General features: G+C 34.4%; 19 protein-coding genes. 13 read left to right on the forward strand and 6 right to left on the reverse strand.

What is annotated here, in order from left to right; all coding sequences use genetic code 11:
* Positions 1-33 precede the first annotated feature (33 nt).
* Entirely contained in the window at positions 34-627 is a 594-nt protein-coding gene (locus BBI00_RS06230) for a hypothetical protein (RefSeq protein ID WP_065397951.1), read from the reverse strand.
* A 32-nt stretch (positions 628-659) separates the two neighbouring features.
* Complete coding sequence (locus BBI00_RS06235) at positions 660-1181, reverse strand: hypothetical protein (RefSeq protein ID WP_228394725.1); 522 nt, start codon at positions 1179-1181, stop codon at positions 660-662.
* Between the two features lie 181 nt (positions 1182-1362).
* On the opposite strand from BBI00_RS06235, the gene BBI00_RS06240 reads away from it, so the two are divergent.
* Entirely contained in the window at positions 1363-1758 is a 396-nt protein-coding gene (locus BBI00_RS06240; RefSeq protein WP_065397952.1) for a VOC family protein, read from the forward strand.
* Between the two features lie 231 nt (positions 1759-1989).
* Here the strand turns inward: BBI00_RS06240 and BBI00_RS06245 are convergent, their stop codons facing one another.
* The gene (locus BBI00_RS06245; protein WP_065397953.1) at positions 1990-2772 is read right to left on the reverse strand and encodes a YdcF family protein; all 783 of its coding nucleotides are present in this window, start codon (positions 2770-2772) and stop codon (positions 1990-1992) included.
* 596 nt (positions 2773-3368) lie between these two features.
* Positions 3369-3593 (reverse strand): SymE family type I addiction module toxin, encoded by a 225-nt coding sequence (locus BBI00_RS06250; RefSeq protein WP_165602496.1) that lies wholly within the window; start codon positions 3591-3593, stop codon positions 3369-3371.
* A 148-nt stretch (positions 3594-3741) separates the two neighbouring features.
* On the opposite strand from BBI00_RS06250, the gene BBI00_RS06255 reads away from it, so the two are divergent.
* The 10 genes from BBI00_RS06255 to BBI00_RS06305 all read left to right on the forward strand — a co-directional run bounded on the left by BBI00_RS06255 (position 3742) and on the right by BBI00_RS06305 (position 12004).
* A complete protein-coding gene (locus BBI00_RS06255; protein WP_065397955.1) occupies positions 3742-4155 on the forward strand; it encodes a helix-turn-helix transcriptional regulator in 414 nt (137 codons plus the stop codon).
* Between the two features lie 10 nt (positions 4156-4165).
* Entirely contained in the window at positions 4166-4810 is a 645-nt protein-coding gene (locus BBI00_RS23505; RefSeq protein ID WP_185116315.1) for a hypothetical protein, read from the forward strand.
* A 31-nt stretch (positions 4811-4841) separates the two neighbouring features.
* Positions 4842-5912 (forward strand): HNH endonuclease family protein, encoded by a 1071-nt coding sequence (locus tag BBI00_RS06265; RefSeq protein WP_065397956.1) that lies wholly within the window; start codon positions 4842-4844, stop codon positions 5910-5912.
* A gap of 59 nt (positions 5913-5971) precedes the next feature.
* Positions 5972-7573, forward strand: a complete 1602-nt coding sequence (locus BBI00_RS06270; protein ID WP_065397957.1) for a DUF4209 domain-containing protein — start codon at positions 5972-5974, stop codon at positions 7571-7573.
* Positions 7574-8030: 457 nt separating this feature from the next.
* Positions 8031-8360 carry an ArsR/SmtB family transcription factor gene (locus BBI00_RS06280; protein WP_065397959.1) on the forward strand — a complete coding sequence of 110 codons (330 nt, stop codon included), beginning with the start codon at positions 8031-8033 and terminating at the stop codon, positions 8358-8360.
* Between the two features lie 81 nt (positions 8361-8441).
* Complete coding sequence (locus BBI00_RS06285; protein ID WP_065397960.1) at positions 8442-8900, forward strand: SRPBCC family protein; 459 nt, start codon at positions 8442-8444, stop codon at positions 8898-8900.
* 245 nt (positions 8901-9145) lie between these two features.
* Positions 9146-9724, forward strand: a complete 579-nt coding sequence (locus BBI00_RS06290) for a YdeI/OmpD-associated family protein (protein WP_065397961.1) — start codon at positions 9146-9148, stop codon at positions 9722-9724.
* Between the two features lie 17 nt (positions 9725-9741).
* Positions 9742-10137 carry a DoxX family protein gene (locus BBI00_RS06295; protein WP_065397962.1) on the forward strand — a complete coding sequence of 132 codons (396 nt, stop codon included), beginning with the start codon at positions 9742-9744 and terminating at the stop codon, positions 10135-10137.
* A 40-nt stretch (positions 10138-10177) separates the two neighbouring features.
* Complete coding sequence (locus tag BBI00_RS06300; RefSeq protein ID WP_065397963.1) at positions 10178-10735, forward strand: DUF4256 domain-containing protein; 558 nt, start codon at positions 10178-10180, stop codon at positions 10733-10735.
* Between the two features lie 768 nt (positions 10736-11503).
* The gene (locus BBI00_RS06305; protein WP_065397964.1) at positions 11504-12004 is read left to right on the forward strand and encodes a hypothetical protein; all 501 of its coding nucleotides are present in this window, start codon (positions 11504-11506) and stop codon (positions 12002-12004) included.
* A 141-nt stretch (positions 12005-12145) separates the two neighbouring features.
* Here BBI00_RS06305 and BBI00_RS06310 read toward each other — a convergent pair whose 3' ends face one another.
* Entirely contained in the window at positions 12146-13177 is a 1032-nt protein-coding gene (locus BBI00_RS06310; RefSeq protein ID WP_065397965.1) for a threonine aldolase family protein, read from the reverse strand.
* An 85-nt stretch (positions 13178-13262) separates the two neighbouring features.
* Between BBI00_RS06310 and BBI00_RS06315 the strand changes: the two genes are divergently transcribed.
* Both BBI00_RS06315 and blaIND read left to right on the forward strand, forming a co-directional pair.
* The gene (locus BBI00_RS06315) at positions 13263-13916 is read left to right on the forward strand and encodes a metal-dependent transcriptional regulator (RefSeq protein ID WP_065397966.1); all 654 of its coding nucleotides are present in this window, start codon (positions 13263-13265) and stop codon (positions 13914-13916) included.
* Positions 13917-14145: 229 nt separating this feature from the next.
* On the forward strand, positions 14146-14865 hold the full coding sequence (gene blaIND, locus BBI00_RS06320) for an IND family subclass B1 metallo-beta-lactamase (protein ID WP_065397967.1): 720 nt from the start codon (positions 14146-14148) through the stop codon (positions 14863-14865).
* Positions 14866-14920: 55 nt separating this feature from the next.
* Here blaIND and BBI00_RS06325 read toward each other — a convergent pair whose 3' ends face one another.
* Positions 14921-16087: an aminotransferase class V-fold PLP-dependent enzyme gene (locus tag BBI00_RS06325; RefSeq protein WP_065397968.1), complete on the reverse strand. Its 1167-nt coding sequence runs from the start codon at positions 16085-16087 to the stop codon at positions 14921-14923.
* Between the last annotated feature and the right edge of the window lie 14 nt (positions 16088-16101).

Raw genomic sequence — 16101 nt, forward strand, 5'->3', positions numbered from 1 at the left:
CATTATGGAGTATACCTAATCGCTCAGAATCCGTTATTTTCTATATTTTTCTTCCAGATATGTTTTAACGACTTCCTGGAACTCTTCTTTGGTCATGAACCGGTCTAAAAAATTCTCAAGGCTTCCTTCATTTTCAATCTCCTGAAAATACACTTCATGATCCGTACTGTAAACGGTTGGATTAGACGGATCAGGATCTGACCGGCAAACAAAGAAATGATCCGGATAGCCATAGGAATAAAATAAACAGATAAATTCCATCTCAGTACCTTCTACAACTTCACGGATTTCATTTTCTTCTACAAGCCCGTCAAGCTCTTCATAATCGTCTGTATTTTCTTTAAACGGCGTGAAAATCCAGTTTCTGAAAAAATATTGCCCGTATGGCAGCTCATGATCAGAAAAATAATGCTCCAGCAAATTTTCATAAAACTTTCCTGCATCATTATAATATACATCTTTGTGCAATTCGTAAAATGCGTCAATCCCGTATACATCCCAATCTTTATCATAAAGATGATGATCAAAACGGATGCCCTGCCAGTTTTCTGCAAAGCTTTTATCAGCACTTACGGCTTCTGCATTTCCTCCTAAAATATTGATTTTCTTTATAATCTGTTCGTTCATTTTACTGTTTTTTCTAATATCCTTTTAGTGAATTATTTCCCATTCCACAGCTGATCTGTAATTTCTTCCTGACTGAATTCAAAATAGTTTCCGTTTTTATCTTTATGACGCTGAAATAACTCGATTTTATAAGCTAATCCATTCACTTTCAGAAATTTGGGATAAAAACCACTCCCAAAGCATAAATAATTGTAAAACAGTGACTTAAAGGTTTTATCTTCAGCATCGGGGATTTCAAAAGTCTTCAGTCGCCGCACAATTTCAGCCACTTCATCTCTTTTGAGATCTTTTACGATTTCCGGTTCAGGCAGGCTGATGCTAAATGCCAGATTTTCCGCTCCATCACCTTCCCACCATTCCCAAAGATCAAACTGAGACATCTCTTTCCCGGTTATTGTATGAAGCCTTGCTTCCAGTTTTTTATATTCAACAGAATCCTCATCTCCATGCGCATCACACCAGTCTGTATAGTCTAAAATAAGTTTTAAAACTTCCGGATACCGTTTTTCTGCCGTTTCAAAATCAGCTTCTATCTCATCTCTTAATTTCATCATATCAATATCACTTCAATATATTATGTTAAATTACCTGATAATAGTTTTTTAAAAGCCCTAATATCTCAAGTATTTTTCCATTCATTTCTTTCTGCCTATTAAAAATACAAAATCTTGTCACATGGCAATCTTTATCTTTTTAAAAGGAACTAATTTTACCCTAACCAAAAAATAGAATTATATGAAACCAAAAATGATCTGGGCCAATCTGGCAGTTGCCAACCTGGAACGCACCCAAAAGTTTTATGAAGCGATAGGATGTACTCCCAATAATCCCCACACTTCTAATGAATTAGTAAGTTTCTTTTTCGGAGAGAATAATTTTGTGATTCATTTCTTTCTGAAAAATATCCTGGAAACCAATGTAAAAGGTGTTTCTTTCGGTGATTCCCAAACCTCCAACGAAATTATATTTACCGTTTCTGCAGAAAATAGCGAACAGGTAGATCAATGGGCTGAAGAAGTTAAAAATGCAGGCGGAACCATAGTTTCAGAACCCGAAAGTTTTGGCAACAACTATTATGGCTTTGTCTTTGCAGATCCGGACGGACATAAATTTAATGTCTTTAAGATGTAAAAATTCTGAAATTTGTTTAAAATTCATTTTTGCCGTTAAAACCACTTTGTTTTCAACAAGATAGCATAGGTTGAGAATGAAAAAACATAGCTTTTTTGGGCTTTTATCAACTTTTTGAACTTTAAAGCCTTTTCATTATTTTTTTGCAGGGTTTTCAAAAAAATGGAACACTTAGATTAAATTTTAGGTGTTTCATTTTTATAATAGGTTACACAGCAAACTGTAAAAATATTATTTATTCATTCCCAGGCTGTTATATAACTGTACCTGCCATATTCCTACGACCTCTTTCAGCATAACGAATGTAAATGCAGCATTATAGCTATTGGGAAATACAGTGATTTCAGTATCTATAAAATCAGATGCCTTTGGAATTGGTTTCACCCCAAATGTCTGAAACAGCGCTACAGATCTCTTCATATGAAACCCGGAAGTAACCAGATATATATGGGAAGGAGCCATCTTATTTAATATCCCGCTGGAGTATTTTGCATTCTGATACGTATTCATGCTCTGATCTTCCCTGATCATATCAGAATCCGGCACGCCCATCTTTTTAAAATCCTCACTGAATAATTCCGCTTCACTTTTATGTCCTCTTCCTTTTCCGGAAATTACTATTTTACAGGGTTGGTTATTTTTCCTGTATTCATGATACAATTGATAAGCAGTGACCATCCTGGAATACGACATGGTGTGTAATTTCTCTGTATTGTCAATGTCCACAACTCCACCGCCCAATACTACAATAACAGGATTCTGAACAGCTGTATTCTTCACCTCAGAAGTACTGATATAATTTTTCTGCAGATATCCGGCGATCAGTTTTCCCAGAAAACCGTTCCCTATAAGGATAACCATGAGAATTGCTGATATCAAAATTCCTGTTCTCAGATGCTTCCTTTTATTTTTTCTTTTCAATAGCGCAATGCTGACTACTGCAAGAAATACTAAAAAATACGGTTCTGTAAAAAGCTGTAAAACACGAAATAGAAAGTCCAGTACAAATTTCATCGGTGATAATTGATTGATGTTGAAAAAATATTGGGGCTTCAAAGATAAGGTAATTTCATGATTACTGCTTTTATCAATACGTTTTTAACCATTAGGAGAATATTAAGTATAGATTATTAAGGAATATCCAAAAATATTTTTTAAGCGAATGCCAGATGCAAATTGATTTAAATTTTATCTGTATTTAAAATCTTTGAATAAAACAAAAACAAAATACTCATAGCACATAATAGGGAGTTTCGGCGGCCTCCGGCCGCCGAAACTTTACCTTCTCCTTCATCAGGCAAGAACTTGCCCACTCTTAGCTCCCTAAAATATGAAAGCCTTACTTATAAACTTTGCGTTAAAATAAATCTCCCGCAGATCAGGCTGATTTCGCAGATTTTTTGCCATGAATACATCAATGAAAGAGTTTGCTGATTTCAAGATATACAGGAAACTTCTATTTTTTACCTCAGAATTTTACAAAATATCTTGTTCGTACATTAGTAAATATTTTTCACCAATCGTATAGATTACAAAACCTTCATCTTTTATGATCTGCGTAATCTCCGAAATCAGCGAGCGATTAAAAAGAAACAACTGTTTTCTTTACCCTATTCATAATTCATTTCCTTTTCTAAAATAATCTGATTCCTCCGAACCGTCACCAGCACTTTATCTCCCGGTTCAAAACCACTATCCAGCAGCCACTTCCCTGCCAACCGGATTTCCGGGAAGAAAACCAGCCTTCTGTATGCTCTTCCAAACACTTTATGGGAAACCGTAAGGTTCCTGATGGACACTATTTTATATTTGCCCCGGATAACTATTTCTTTCATTTTGTTGTTTTTCATCAAGCAAGAAATATCCGGCAGGCTAAACCAGTTATAAAGAGGATATTTTATGCTAAAAAGCAGCTATTTTAGAAGATAATTTATTTTAGAAACAGGCTTCTTTTTCAAGGCTAAAAACTTTATATTTGTTATTATGAGTTACACAGATATGCAAAATAAAAAAATACATCAGGGTAGAAATATAAAACGTTTCCGTGAAATGCTGGGCATCAAACAGGAAGCCTTAGCTTTTGAACTGGGTGACGACTGGAACCAGAAGAAAGTTTCTCTTTTAGAACAGAAAGAAACCGTAGAATCTGATATTCTGGCGCAGGTAGCGAAGATTTTGAAAGTGCCTGCGGAGGCGATTGAGAATTTTGATGAGGAACAGGCGGTGAATATTATTTCAAATACCGTCAATAACAATGATAATGCTACAGGTAATTCTTTGTACAGCTATCAACCTACTTTCAATCCTATTGATAAGATGGTAGAGCTTTATGAGCGTATGCTTCAGCAGCAAAAGGAGATGATTGAGAAGTTGGAGAAGTTGTTACAACAGAAGTAAATATTATAATATGACACAGATAGAAAGAAATAATAGAACTGAACATCAATTCAATGCATTTATAGATCAATATCTAAGCTTTACTAGTTACCTTGGGAGTTATAAACGAAGTTTTGATATTTTACTAAATAATGTTGTAAATACCAAATCTCATGTTGATCATATTGCATATCCAATGCTATTCATTGCTAGACATTGCTTAGAGCTAGGACTAAAAGCAAACATTAGATATTTTTCAAAGTATTCAGAAAAAGATGATTATACCAATGCAGGAACACATGACCTTGAAAAACTATTCAATGCTTTTAAAATGCATGTTGAAAAAACTATTGAAAATTTAAAAAGCAAACATAATATTGATGTTGAGGATGAAGATAAAAAATCTTTCAAACAGCTATGTGACGAGGTTGAAAAATTAAATAATACTCTTCATATTTTAGACAAAAATTCTGATGCTTTTAGATATCCAATTGATAAAAAACAAAATCCATCATTTAAAAATAATGACCGAATAAATTTAATTGATGTTGCTGAATTACTTGAGAAAAGCATGACACTATTTCTATACACAGCTGATGTTTTTGCTAAATATACTGATTATGTGGATGGAATTGAAAGCTTTTACGAAGATATAATGAGAGAACAATACGAATAGATAATAACTAAACCATGATTAAAACTAATATATGAAATTTATTGCTCGAAAAGAACCTGACTATTTTAAAGATTTTAATTTTAATAAAGATAATTATTATAAATACTTTGAAAGAATTCGTCCAGATTTAATTAAAGAATTCAATAATAAATGCGGATATTGTGAAGGAGATTTAAATATAACCAGTTTACCACAAATTGATAATTTTTACCCAAAAAATAAATATTCCCAAGAAGCTTTCAAATGGAATAATTTAATATTATGTTGCCAGGTTTGTAATATAGTTAAAATGGATAAGTTTCCTCTTGATGAAAACAATATGCCATTGCTTATAAATCCTTCAATAGAAGAACCGCAAGAGCATCTTACTTTAGATATTAATTCTGGATTATTAGAAGGAAAAACAGAGAAAGGGAAAATCACTATTTCTACTTTTGCCTTAAACAGACCAGAATTAGTCGAACTAAGAAGAAAATCTGGAAATCTTCAACAAATTCAATCATCATTTCCTAATTTAAATATTGAGTTAGATCGTAATAGTATTTTCATAGCTTTTAAAGATAATATCAATAAAATACTGGAGGTTACTAATAAGTTGAATGAAGATTCTTCCGGAGACAATTTGGTAGCATATCTATTATATGCAAATGTTATTACCTCTCTAGAAACTTATTTAGCTGATATTTTTATAAATACTATCTTTCAAAATACTTTATATTTAAAAAAATTTGTGGAAACTTATCCAAAATTTAAAGGCAAAGACAATTCACAAAAATTCGAACTGTCTGAAATTTTTATGAAATATAATAAAATTGAAGAGATTGTTACTGATGAAATTTTAGGAATAATATATCATAATCTTTCTACAGTTAATCAAATGTTTAAGGATACCTTTACAATCAAATTCCCAAGTGATAAAGCAACTATTTATAAAGCAATTGAAATAAGACATGATATAGTTCATCGAAATGGAAAAACGAAGATTGATAAGGAAACAAAAGCATCAACTGAACATAATATAGGAAAGAAGGAAATTCAAGAGCTGATTACTGCAACAACTAAATTTGTTAGTGAAATAAACGAACAAATGATAGAACTATAAACCCAATATTCATACATGTTTATACCTTAGTTTATATTTTACAGCTATCATATTTTGAAATGAAAGAATTATCAAAAGAAATCCTGAACAACAAGTATTCAAAAGAACTAAGATTTGAATTATTTAACCTTTGGAAAAACAATTCTACAGATAAACAAATAAATAGCTTATATCAGCTCATTAACTGCAACCTTACAGAGGACAGCTTTGAAAATCTTTTAAAAGACCCTAAGTTCATTTTACCTGAAATACTTATTGACAATATTGAGATATCAGCTAGGATTAATGATATAAAATTTATTCTCGGGGACAAGGACAAATTAAACTGTATAAAAAATGCTGTAGACTCTTATATAAGAATATATGAAAGGACTGATGAATTAGATTATCTAATTCGTTCCCTAGAATTAATACGAAAAGTAAAATCTATTTTTAAACAAGATCTTACACGATTAGAAGAGAAAATACTACAAATAATTTTTAGATTAGAATCATCATATTATCAATTAAAACTTTTAAGTGCTTCCATCAATCTTCTAATTCTAGAAGTTTCTTCAGAAAAGCTTAAAAATTATTTTATAATTAAATTAAAAGAAAGTTTAAAAGCAAATCAGTATGACGATGCTCTTAATTATATTCAGGGATTAAATAAGTTAGGGTACTTTAATCATAATCAACTCAAAATAGAGACAGCATTATGTTTAGAAGAAGAGGCAGATTATTATAAGTCTCAAAAAGACGAAAATACATATAACCCAAACATATTATCAACTTATCTTGATGCTCTAAAACAAATAAAAGGAATTGTTGTAGATAAAAGTTTTAAAACTAGACTTGAAAAAAAGATAAAAAAGGAACAAAAAATAGAAGCAGAAATTATATCAATAATTGGCACTACTGGCAAATCAAAATTAAATATTCCTCAGCTAATAAAAGAACAAAATATTGACGACTTTTATAGTGGTTTCAATTTTCTATTATGGTATCCTATTTTTAATCCTACTTTTATTAAAAAACAAGAAAACAATAATTTTTATCAACGATATTTTCCGAAAAGTGTCCACATTACAAATAAAGGAACTGTTAGTGGTATTTCAAATACAGGAGAGTTTAATTTAAACCAAGAAAGAGAACATTATAGAAATATTACAATTTCATTAATCCAAGAGATTAAATTTATAATGGATTTGGATGAACAGGTGTCCAGAGATTGGGTGGCAGAAATGATTAGTGAATGTAACAGTCCATTCATTCCAAAAGATAGAGAATATTTATTTATTGAAGGAATTTACACTGGATTTCAAAATAATTTTATACTTGCATCACATCTCCTTATCCCTCAAATTGAAAATAGTTTGAAGTACATTATAGAAGCAAATAATAGAAATACTATCAGACTTTCAGATGATATCCAGAACGACAATACCTTAGGCGGTGTATTAAATACGGAGGAAAACGGGAAGATGCTTGATGGTATTTGTGAAAAAAACTTATTATTAGAGTTAAACAGCTTTTTAGTAGACGGTAATAGTGTAAATTTTAGGAACAAAATATCTCATGGATTAATTTCGCCATTAGAAATAAACTATTACGGTATTTATCTTTGGTGGCTTTCCTTAAGGATGATTGTACAAACTGAAGAATATTTCAAGATAGAGTAAGGATCGATGTTAATGGCTCTTCTTGCTTAGAGCTTGATACATGGTATGGTGCTCAATTCAATAATAAAATTGATTTAATTCCTGATGGAATAGTGAAACTGCGTCCACCAATGGATGTTGAATATACATATATTTCATCTTTCTTTAGAAATGCATATTCCTTAGATATTAAATGGACTACAAAAATAATATTAAAAGTTTTCAGGCGGAAGAATTTAAAACTGAGGAAATTAAAATAATAAAAAATAATGTTGAATATTTTCCGGTAAGATATATTCATGCAGAATATGAATATTTTGAAGATAAATATCCTAATCATATTAATGAAATACTCAAAAAACTAAGACTAAGGAACGAATAAATTTTTATTAAAAAACTTCACTTTATTGTATATTTCTTCCCAAAAACTTGCGTAGCTAAATAACTACATATATATTTGTAGTCAAATAGCTACACAATGAATTTAAGAAGAGATGTTTTTCAGGCGATTGCAGACCCTACCAGAAGATCCATACTGATGCTGGTGGCTGCGCAATCTATGACTGCAGGAGCCATTGCTTCCAATTTCGATACCGCAAGACCTACCGTTTCCAAACATCTTCAGATCCTTACAGAATGTGAACTTTTGAGATCTGAACAGAACGGCCGTGAAATTATTTACCACCTCAATCCCAATAAAATGAAAGAAATAGCCGATTTTATAGAGCCGTTCCGCAAAATGTGGGATGAGAAATTCAATAAGCTGGAAAGTGTGATGAAAGCCTATCAAAATATAAGTAATAAGTAATGGCAATGAGTACTCACACCACAACAACTCTTACTCTCCTACTCTCAAACACCAAAACCCTCAAACCCTCAAACCCTAAATATGGAACTTAAAACAAAAATTCACGCAGAAGACGGAAAACAGGAAATCTTCATCATCAGAGAATTTGATCTTCCGGTAGAACTGCTTTTCAAAGCCTATACAGAAGCTGAACTTTTCGAACAATGGATGGGAACCAAAGTGACCAAATTTGAAAACAGGCCCCATGGGAGTTACCGTTTTGAAACTTCAAATCCTCAGGGAGAAGTCATGTTCAGTGCCAATGGAACCATTCATGATATCGTTCAGAATGAGAAAATTATAAGAACCTTTCAGATGGAAAACACGCCTTTTCCGCCTCAGATCGAGTTTTTAGAATTTGAAAAACTAACCGATACGACCAGCAAAATCACCATTCAAACCATCTATAAATCTGTAGACTTCAGAGATCAGCACCTGAAAATGCCATTCGCACAGGGAATTAATATGGCGCATAACCGTTTACAGGAATTATTTAAGTAAGGATTTGTCAGATAATAAACAAAAAGATAAGAGACAATGGACAATGAGGTCAAAGTTTGATCTATGACTGTCAATAGTCAATTTTGCTTCGCAAGTGAATCGTCAATGTTTTGCGAATGGATAACAATCTTGAACATTGAACCTTCAACTCCAAACGCTCTTACTCTCCCACTCTATAACTCTATAACTCTATAACTCTATAACTCTAATACTCTCCAACCCTGGAATCCTAAAACTCAAAACACATGAATCCAAAAGTTGATTTTTTCTTCGATAAAGCTACCCAATGGAAAGAAGAATTCGAAAAATTAAGAACCATTGCCCTAAGTACCGGACTGGTAGAAGATTTAAAATGGGGCTGCCCGTGTTATACCTATGAAGGGAAAAATATTTTCCTGATTCACGGATTTAAAGAATATTGTGCCCTGCTCTTTTTTAAAGGGGCTTTGATGAAAGATCCGGACCAGATTCTAATTCAGCAGTCTGAAAATGTGCAGGCGGCAAGACAGATCCGTTTTACAGACCTTCACCAGATCAATGATCTTGAAAAAGAACTTCAGGCTTATATGTTTGAAGCTGTAGAAATTGAAGAATCCGGGGCTAAAGTTGAAATGAAGAAAACCAGGGATTTTGAAATGGCTGAAGAATTTCAAAACAAACTGAATGATGATGCAGTATTAAAAGAAGCTTTTGAATCCCTTACACCGGGCAGACAAAGGGCTTACCTACTCCACTTTTCCTCCGCCAAACAGTCCAGAACCCGGGAAGCAAGAATTGACAAATGCATTCCACAAATCCTGGAAGGAAAAGGCCTTAACGACTAACCACAAAACTTAATAATATGGAAACATCTAACCGATCAGAAAAAAGAACAAAGATCATCTATTGGATCTTTACCCTCTGGATGGCACTAGGCATGGTCTCTACAGCCATCGTTCAGCTTATGAAAAATAAAGATGAGCTTGCCAATTTTACCAATCTTGGCTATCCGGCATATCTTATGACCATCATCGGCGTATGGAAACTGCTGGGCGTTATTGCCATTCTCATCCCGAAACAATTACTGTTAAAAGAATGGGCTTACGCTGGATTTTTCTTCGTAATGTCCGGAGCTGTTATATCTCATCTTATTGTTGGTGATACTGCCGGAAGAACCTTTCCTGCTGTTTTACTGCTTGCTCTGGTCATTATTTCATGGTATTTCAGACCTGCTGACAGAAAAATTTCCATTCAATAGTAGTAACTTTATCCTAAAATCAACCACTTAAAAATTTGATATGAAAAAGAAATCATTAACCCCGGAACAAAGCGAAAATCTTTTAAAAGTACTCCAAACCCGTTTTGAAAAAAACATGAACCGCCATAAGGGCCTGAAGTGGGAGAAAATACAGGCCAAACTGAAAGCCAGTCCTGAAAAGTTATGGTCTTTAAACGAAATGGAAGAAACTGAGGGTGAACCTGATGTGGTAGATTACAATCAAAAAACAGATGAATACCTCTTTTTCGACTGCTCCCCGGAAAGTCCGAAACGCAGAAGCCTTTGTTACGACTATCCCGCCTGGGAATCAAGAAAAGCCAACAAACCGGAAAGCAACGCTATTGACAAAGCTTCAGAAATGGGAATTGAGATCCTAACCGAAGAACAATACCGCCAGCTTCAGGAATTGGGAAAATTCGATCAGAAAACTTCAAGCTGGGTAAAAACACCTGTTTCTATCAGAGAACTGGGTGGCGCTGTTTTCTGTGACAGACGTTACAATACCGTTTTCTATTATCATAATGGTGCAGATTCTTATTATGCAGCGAGAGGGTTTAGGGGGAGTTTGAAGGTTTGAGGGTTTGAGAGTGTTAGGGTGAAAATGAAAATCAGAGATTTTCATGAGACTTCTGTGCGCTTTTCAACGGTTTGCTTGTCACTAAAAATACTTAAGTGTTCAAAAAACTTTTGTGACTTTTGTGGTTAAGCTATATTTTAATATTCAAATCAAGATTCCTAACGGAATGACAAAAAGTGTAATAGGAGTACTATACAATAAGAAAATCAGAGATTTTCAAAACTTAGGTGTACTTTCTATACGCAAAGCTTGTCACTTTAAATAACTTAAGTGTTCAGACCTTTTGTGATTTTTAAAAAACAATTTAGTTCACTTGAGAAGTTTAAAAATGATCCTACATAAGTTCAGTACACTTAAGATGAAAATCAAAGATTTTCATGAGACTTCTGTGCGCTTTTCAACGGTTTGCTTGTCACTAAAAATACTTAAGTGTTCAAAACTTTTGATTTTAAAAAAACACTTTAGTTCACTTGAGAAGTTTAAAAATGATCCTCCATAAGTTCAGTACACTTAAGATGAAAATCAAAGATTTTCATGAGACTTCTGTGCGCTTTTCAACGGTTTGCTTGTCACTAAAAATACTTAATTGTTCAAAAACTTTTGTGACTTTTGCCGTGTAAAAGCAGAATATAAAATTATACTTTTCTTTCAAAATATAAATTTCAAAACTAAATCCTCAAATAAAACCTTTTTAACCTGATATCCTATTTTTTATATACAAATACTATTATTAATTTAGCAAATAGAAATTTGATTATAATTAAGGATATGAAAAAATTAATCTTACTGGGAGCTGTTTCGGCTTTCTTAATCAACTGTAATAAGAAAACAGAAACTGTAGCTCCAAAAGCTGATACTGACACAATCGCTGTTAATGAACCGGTAGTAGACACATTAGGACCAAAATCATATTGCTATGTAGGGGCAACCGGAAAAGACAGTGTTTTCGCTTCTATTGACGACAACCTGGGGACAATTACCGGAAAATTATCTTATAAAAACAGCGAAAAAGACAGTTCTAAGGGAGATGTAACCGGTTTTAAATCCGGAGATACCCTGAAACTGACATATGAGTTTACCTCAGAAGGCAAGAAAAGCAAAAGAGATATTTATTTCCTTCAAAAAGACAATGTCCTGACAGAGGGAATTGGCGATCACAAAGAAGAAGACGGACAGTCTAAATATGCTGACGAAAAAAAGATCAGCTATAAAGACGGACAACAGCTGACCGCAGCCGACTGCAAGGTTGTAGCTAAAGCAGTAAAATAAATATTCTTCAAAATATTACAATAAAAATGCTGTTCCTGAAGTCCGGAAACAGCATTTTTTATAGGTTTAAGTTCTGTAGTAACTTTATATGCAGATCTTACCTGTTTTTTAATCAGTGATGCCTTAATGGTTTAAGCTCACCTAGAGTTCTGCCTGAATAATTTCAATAAAACGATTTACAGCTTCATCAGCTGTATTCCAGGAGGTAATAAGACGAATCGCAGAGGAATTTTCATCTACTTTCTTCCACACATAAAACTCAAAATCTTCAGATAATACCTGGATCAGATCATGATGTAAAATAGGAAAAATCTGGTTCGTATAGGTATCTGAAAGGAATTCTACTCCTTTTTCCTGCATTGCTTTTTTGATCTTCATCGCCTGCTGGTTGGCATGTTTGGCCAGATCAAAATACAGGTTGTCTTTCATGAGTTCCAGAAACTGTATTCCCAACAGTCTTCCTTTGGCCAGCAAAGCACCTTTCTGTTTGATATTAAATGCAAAGTCTTCCTGAAGCACAGGATTATTAATCACGATGGCCTCTCCTATCAATGCTCCGTTCTTAGTACCGCCCAGATAAAACACATCTGTCAGAGCAGCGATATTTTCCAGATCAAGATCACTGATCTCAGAACTAAGACCATGCCCAAGCCTTGCCCCGTCCATAAACAGATACAGATGATTTTCCTTACAGAACGCTGAAAGTTCTTCCAGTTCTTTCTTTTGATATATGGTTCCCAATTCCGTAGAGTTTGAAATATAAACCAGCTTAGGCATTACCTGGTGAGGAACATTTCTATGACCTTCCAGTACCGGAATAATATCTGAAGGGCTCAGCTTCCCATCTTCTGTCTGAATACTCAGCACTTTGTGGCCGGTTGCTTCTATCGCTCCGGTTTCATTATTCAGAATATGCCCTGAAGCAGCAGAAATCACACATTGATAAGGTTTTAAAATAGCAGAGATCACAATCAGATTCGCCTGGGTTCCACCGGAAACGAAATAGATATCAGCATGTTTGCTGTTCATTTTTTCCTTAATTAATGCCTTGGCTTTCAATGAATATTCATCTTCACCATAGCCGGCCTGCTGATCAAGATTATATTGTAAAAGTGCTTGTAAGATATTCGGGTGACATCCCTCAGAATAATCGTTTTTGAATGAAAATTTCATAGAGTAAAATTAAAAAAAGTTAAAATAACAAGAGTAATCTTTCCATTTTATTTTGTTAGATTTGTATTGAAAATCATCTAACATTTTGAAAACAACCCTAACAGAAGAAAATTACCTGAAAGCTTTGTTTCATTTAGTTGACAATGAAGGAAAGGTGACGATTAATGAACTCAGCAAATTTTTAAACGTAAAAATGCCGAGCGTTAATAATATGATGAAGAAATTTGCAGAAAAAAAATGGGTCATTTATGAAACCTACAAACCTCTGATCGTTACCGGAAGCGGAAGACGTGAAGCTGCTCTTGTGGTTCGCAAACACAGACTTACCGAAATGTTTCTGGTGAAAAAAATGAATTTCGGATGGGAAAACGTCCATGAAATTGCAGAACAGCTGGAACATGTACATTCTCAGATATTTTTTGATAAAATGGATGAAATTCTGGATTACCCGAAATTCGATCCGCATGGAGAACCTATTCCTGACAAAGACGGAAATATCATTGCTCAGGATCTCCAGAAGCTAAGCAACTGTGAAATTGGGGAAACGGTAGTTTTTGCTTCGGTCACCTTGTCTGATGATGCTTTTTTAACCTACCTGAATGACAGGCAACTTCTGCTGAACACCAAAGTAAAAATTGTCAAAATAGAAAGCTTTGATAAATCGATGACCATTGAGATCAGTGGAAAAAAGGAAGTCCTCAGCAAGAAAGCCACAGAAAAAATACTGGTAAAAAAATAATTAAAATAAGTGCTGCCTGATGTGAGGCAGCTTTTTTTTGCCACTTATGCACGATATTCTTCTATTTGTACAGTGACGGCTGACGAAACCCTCCCGTCCAGCAACTGTTAAAAAACGGTTAAACTTCTTTCTAAAAATAACTCCGGGCATTAATTTTACTAGGTTTGCAAAATCTACTATGGAGATTCCATATCCCAGCAAGTCCTAACTTTAATTACTGCTTTAAATTATGAAAAAAAGAATTCAGTTCTTTATGGTTTCAATGATGCTAAGTCCATTATTCAGTGCCCAGGTAAAAGATTTTGTCATCGAACCACCGATTAAAAAGAATTTACATATTTACAAAACTTTTGGTGTATTCGGAGGTAAAGAATATTCTGCCAACTCAGTATATCTTGTTACCCAAAAAGGAGTTGTCTTATTTGATGTTCCGTGGGAAAAGGTACAGTACCAAAGCCTAATGGATACCATCCAAAAACGCCACAATTTACCCGTAATAGCTGTGTTTGCCACTCACTCCCATGATGACCGTGCCGGAGATCTGAGCTTTTTTAACAACAAAGGAATTAAAACCTACGCTACTGCCAAAACCAATGAATTCCTGAAAAAAGACGGAAAAGCAACATCCACAGAGATCATTAAGACCGGAAAGCCTTATCGCATAGGAGGTGAGGAATTTGTGGTTGATTTTCTTGGAGAAGGGCATACTGCTGATAATGTAGTGGTATGGTTTCCCAAATATAACGTCCTGGATGGCGGATGCCTTGTAAAAAGTAAAGCTGCAACCGATCTTGGATATATTAAGGAAGCCAATGTAGAGCAATGGCCCAAGACCATCAATAAACTGAAATCCAAATATTCAAAAGCAAGCCTGGTTATTCCCGGACATGATGAATGGAAAGGTGGAGGCCATGTAGAACATACTCTTGAACTTCTTAACAAAAAATAAATTTTTCAGCCCCGGCGAATGCCGGGGCTGAAAAATTTAAATGATCAATGGATGTCTATCGTGCTAAAAGACCGGATACCACTTCAATCTCTTCCGCAGTATTGAAATAATGAGGTGACAGGCGAATAGCATGATCCACATTTTTAAACGTAAAATCTATCAATGCATTCGTTTTATTGCTTACCGTAAAAAATACACTGTTTTCATTCAGGACCTTCTGAATTTTATCAATTTTATTATCCTTCTGACAGAACGTAACAATGCTGCTTAGCTGATTTCCCTGGTCAAGAATCCTGTAACCGCTGTTCTGAAGGTTTACCCGGAGCTTTCCGGACAGTTCCCGGTTATAATTTTCAATGGCAGCCATTCCAATGGTATTCGCATATCGTAAGGCTTCTTTAAATCCCATCAGCAAAGCGTTAGACCTTTCAAAGAGTTCGAAACGTCTGGCTGTTCCGTTTAGCTGGTAATGGTCAAATTCTGTCCATTGTGCTCCGTTACTGTCTAAAAACAGAGGTGCCATTTCAGCATGTAAAATCCTGTCAGAAACATATAAAAAACCGGTTCCTCTTGGCCCTCTCATAAACTTTCTTCCTGTTGCCGTTAAAAAATCACAATTGATTTTCTCCACATCTACTACCCTCTGGCCTACAGACTGGCAGGCATCTACAAGATAAAGAATGTCATATTGCCTGCATAGCCTACCGACCGCTTCTACATTTTGTACCAAACCTGAATTGGTAGGAATATGGGTCACGGCAATTAATTTAGGCTGATGCTTTCTGATCAGTTTTTCAAAATCCTCCAGATCCAGCTCATGATCAGGCAAATCCGCAGCTCTGATAATCTTAATCTGAAACCGCTTTTGTAAAGAAATAAAAGCAATCTGGTTGGAGATGTAATCATTATTGGTAGTAATGATACAGTCGCCTTTTTCAAATGGAATGCTGGACAGTGCTTTGGCATAACCGTCCGTTGAACTGTTGACAAAAGCAATATTGGAAGGACGGGTATTGATGAGCTTTGCCGCTTCTTCATAAAACTGACCGATTGATTCAGCATTTCTCCCGGCTGCCATATAACCACCGATCTGCTGCTCATGGTATAAATAATTGGTAATGGTTTCCACCACAATTTTAGGCATCAGGGATGAACCTGCGCTGTTTAAGAATATTTTATCAGAACACCCGATCGTGTCCTGTCTTATTGTATTTAAATCCATAGTATGAAATCTGT

The sequence above is a fragment of the Chryseobacterium arthrosphaerae genome (assembly GCF_001684965.1).
Lineage (GTDB): Bacteria > Bacteroidota > Bacteroidia > Flavobacteriales > Weeksellaceae > Chryseobacterium > Chryseobacterium arthrosphaerae.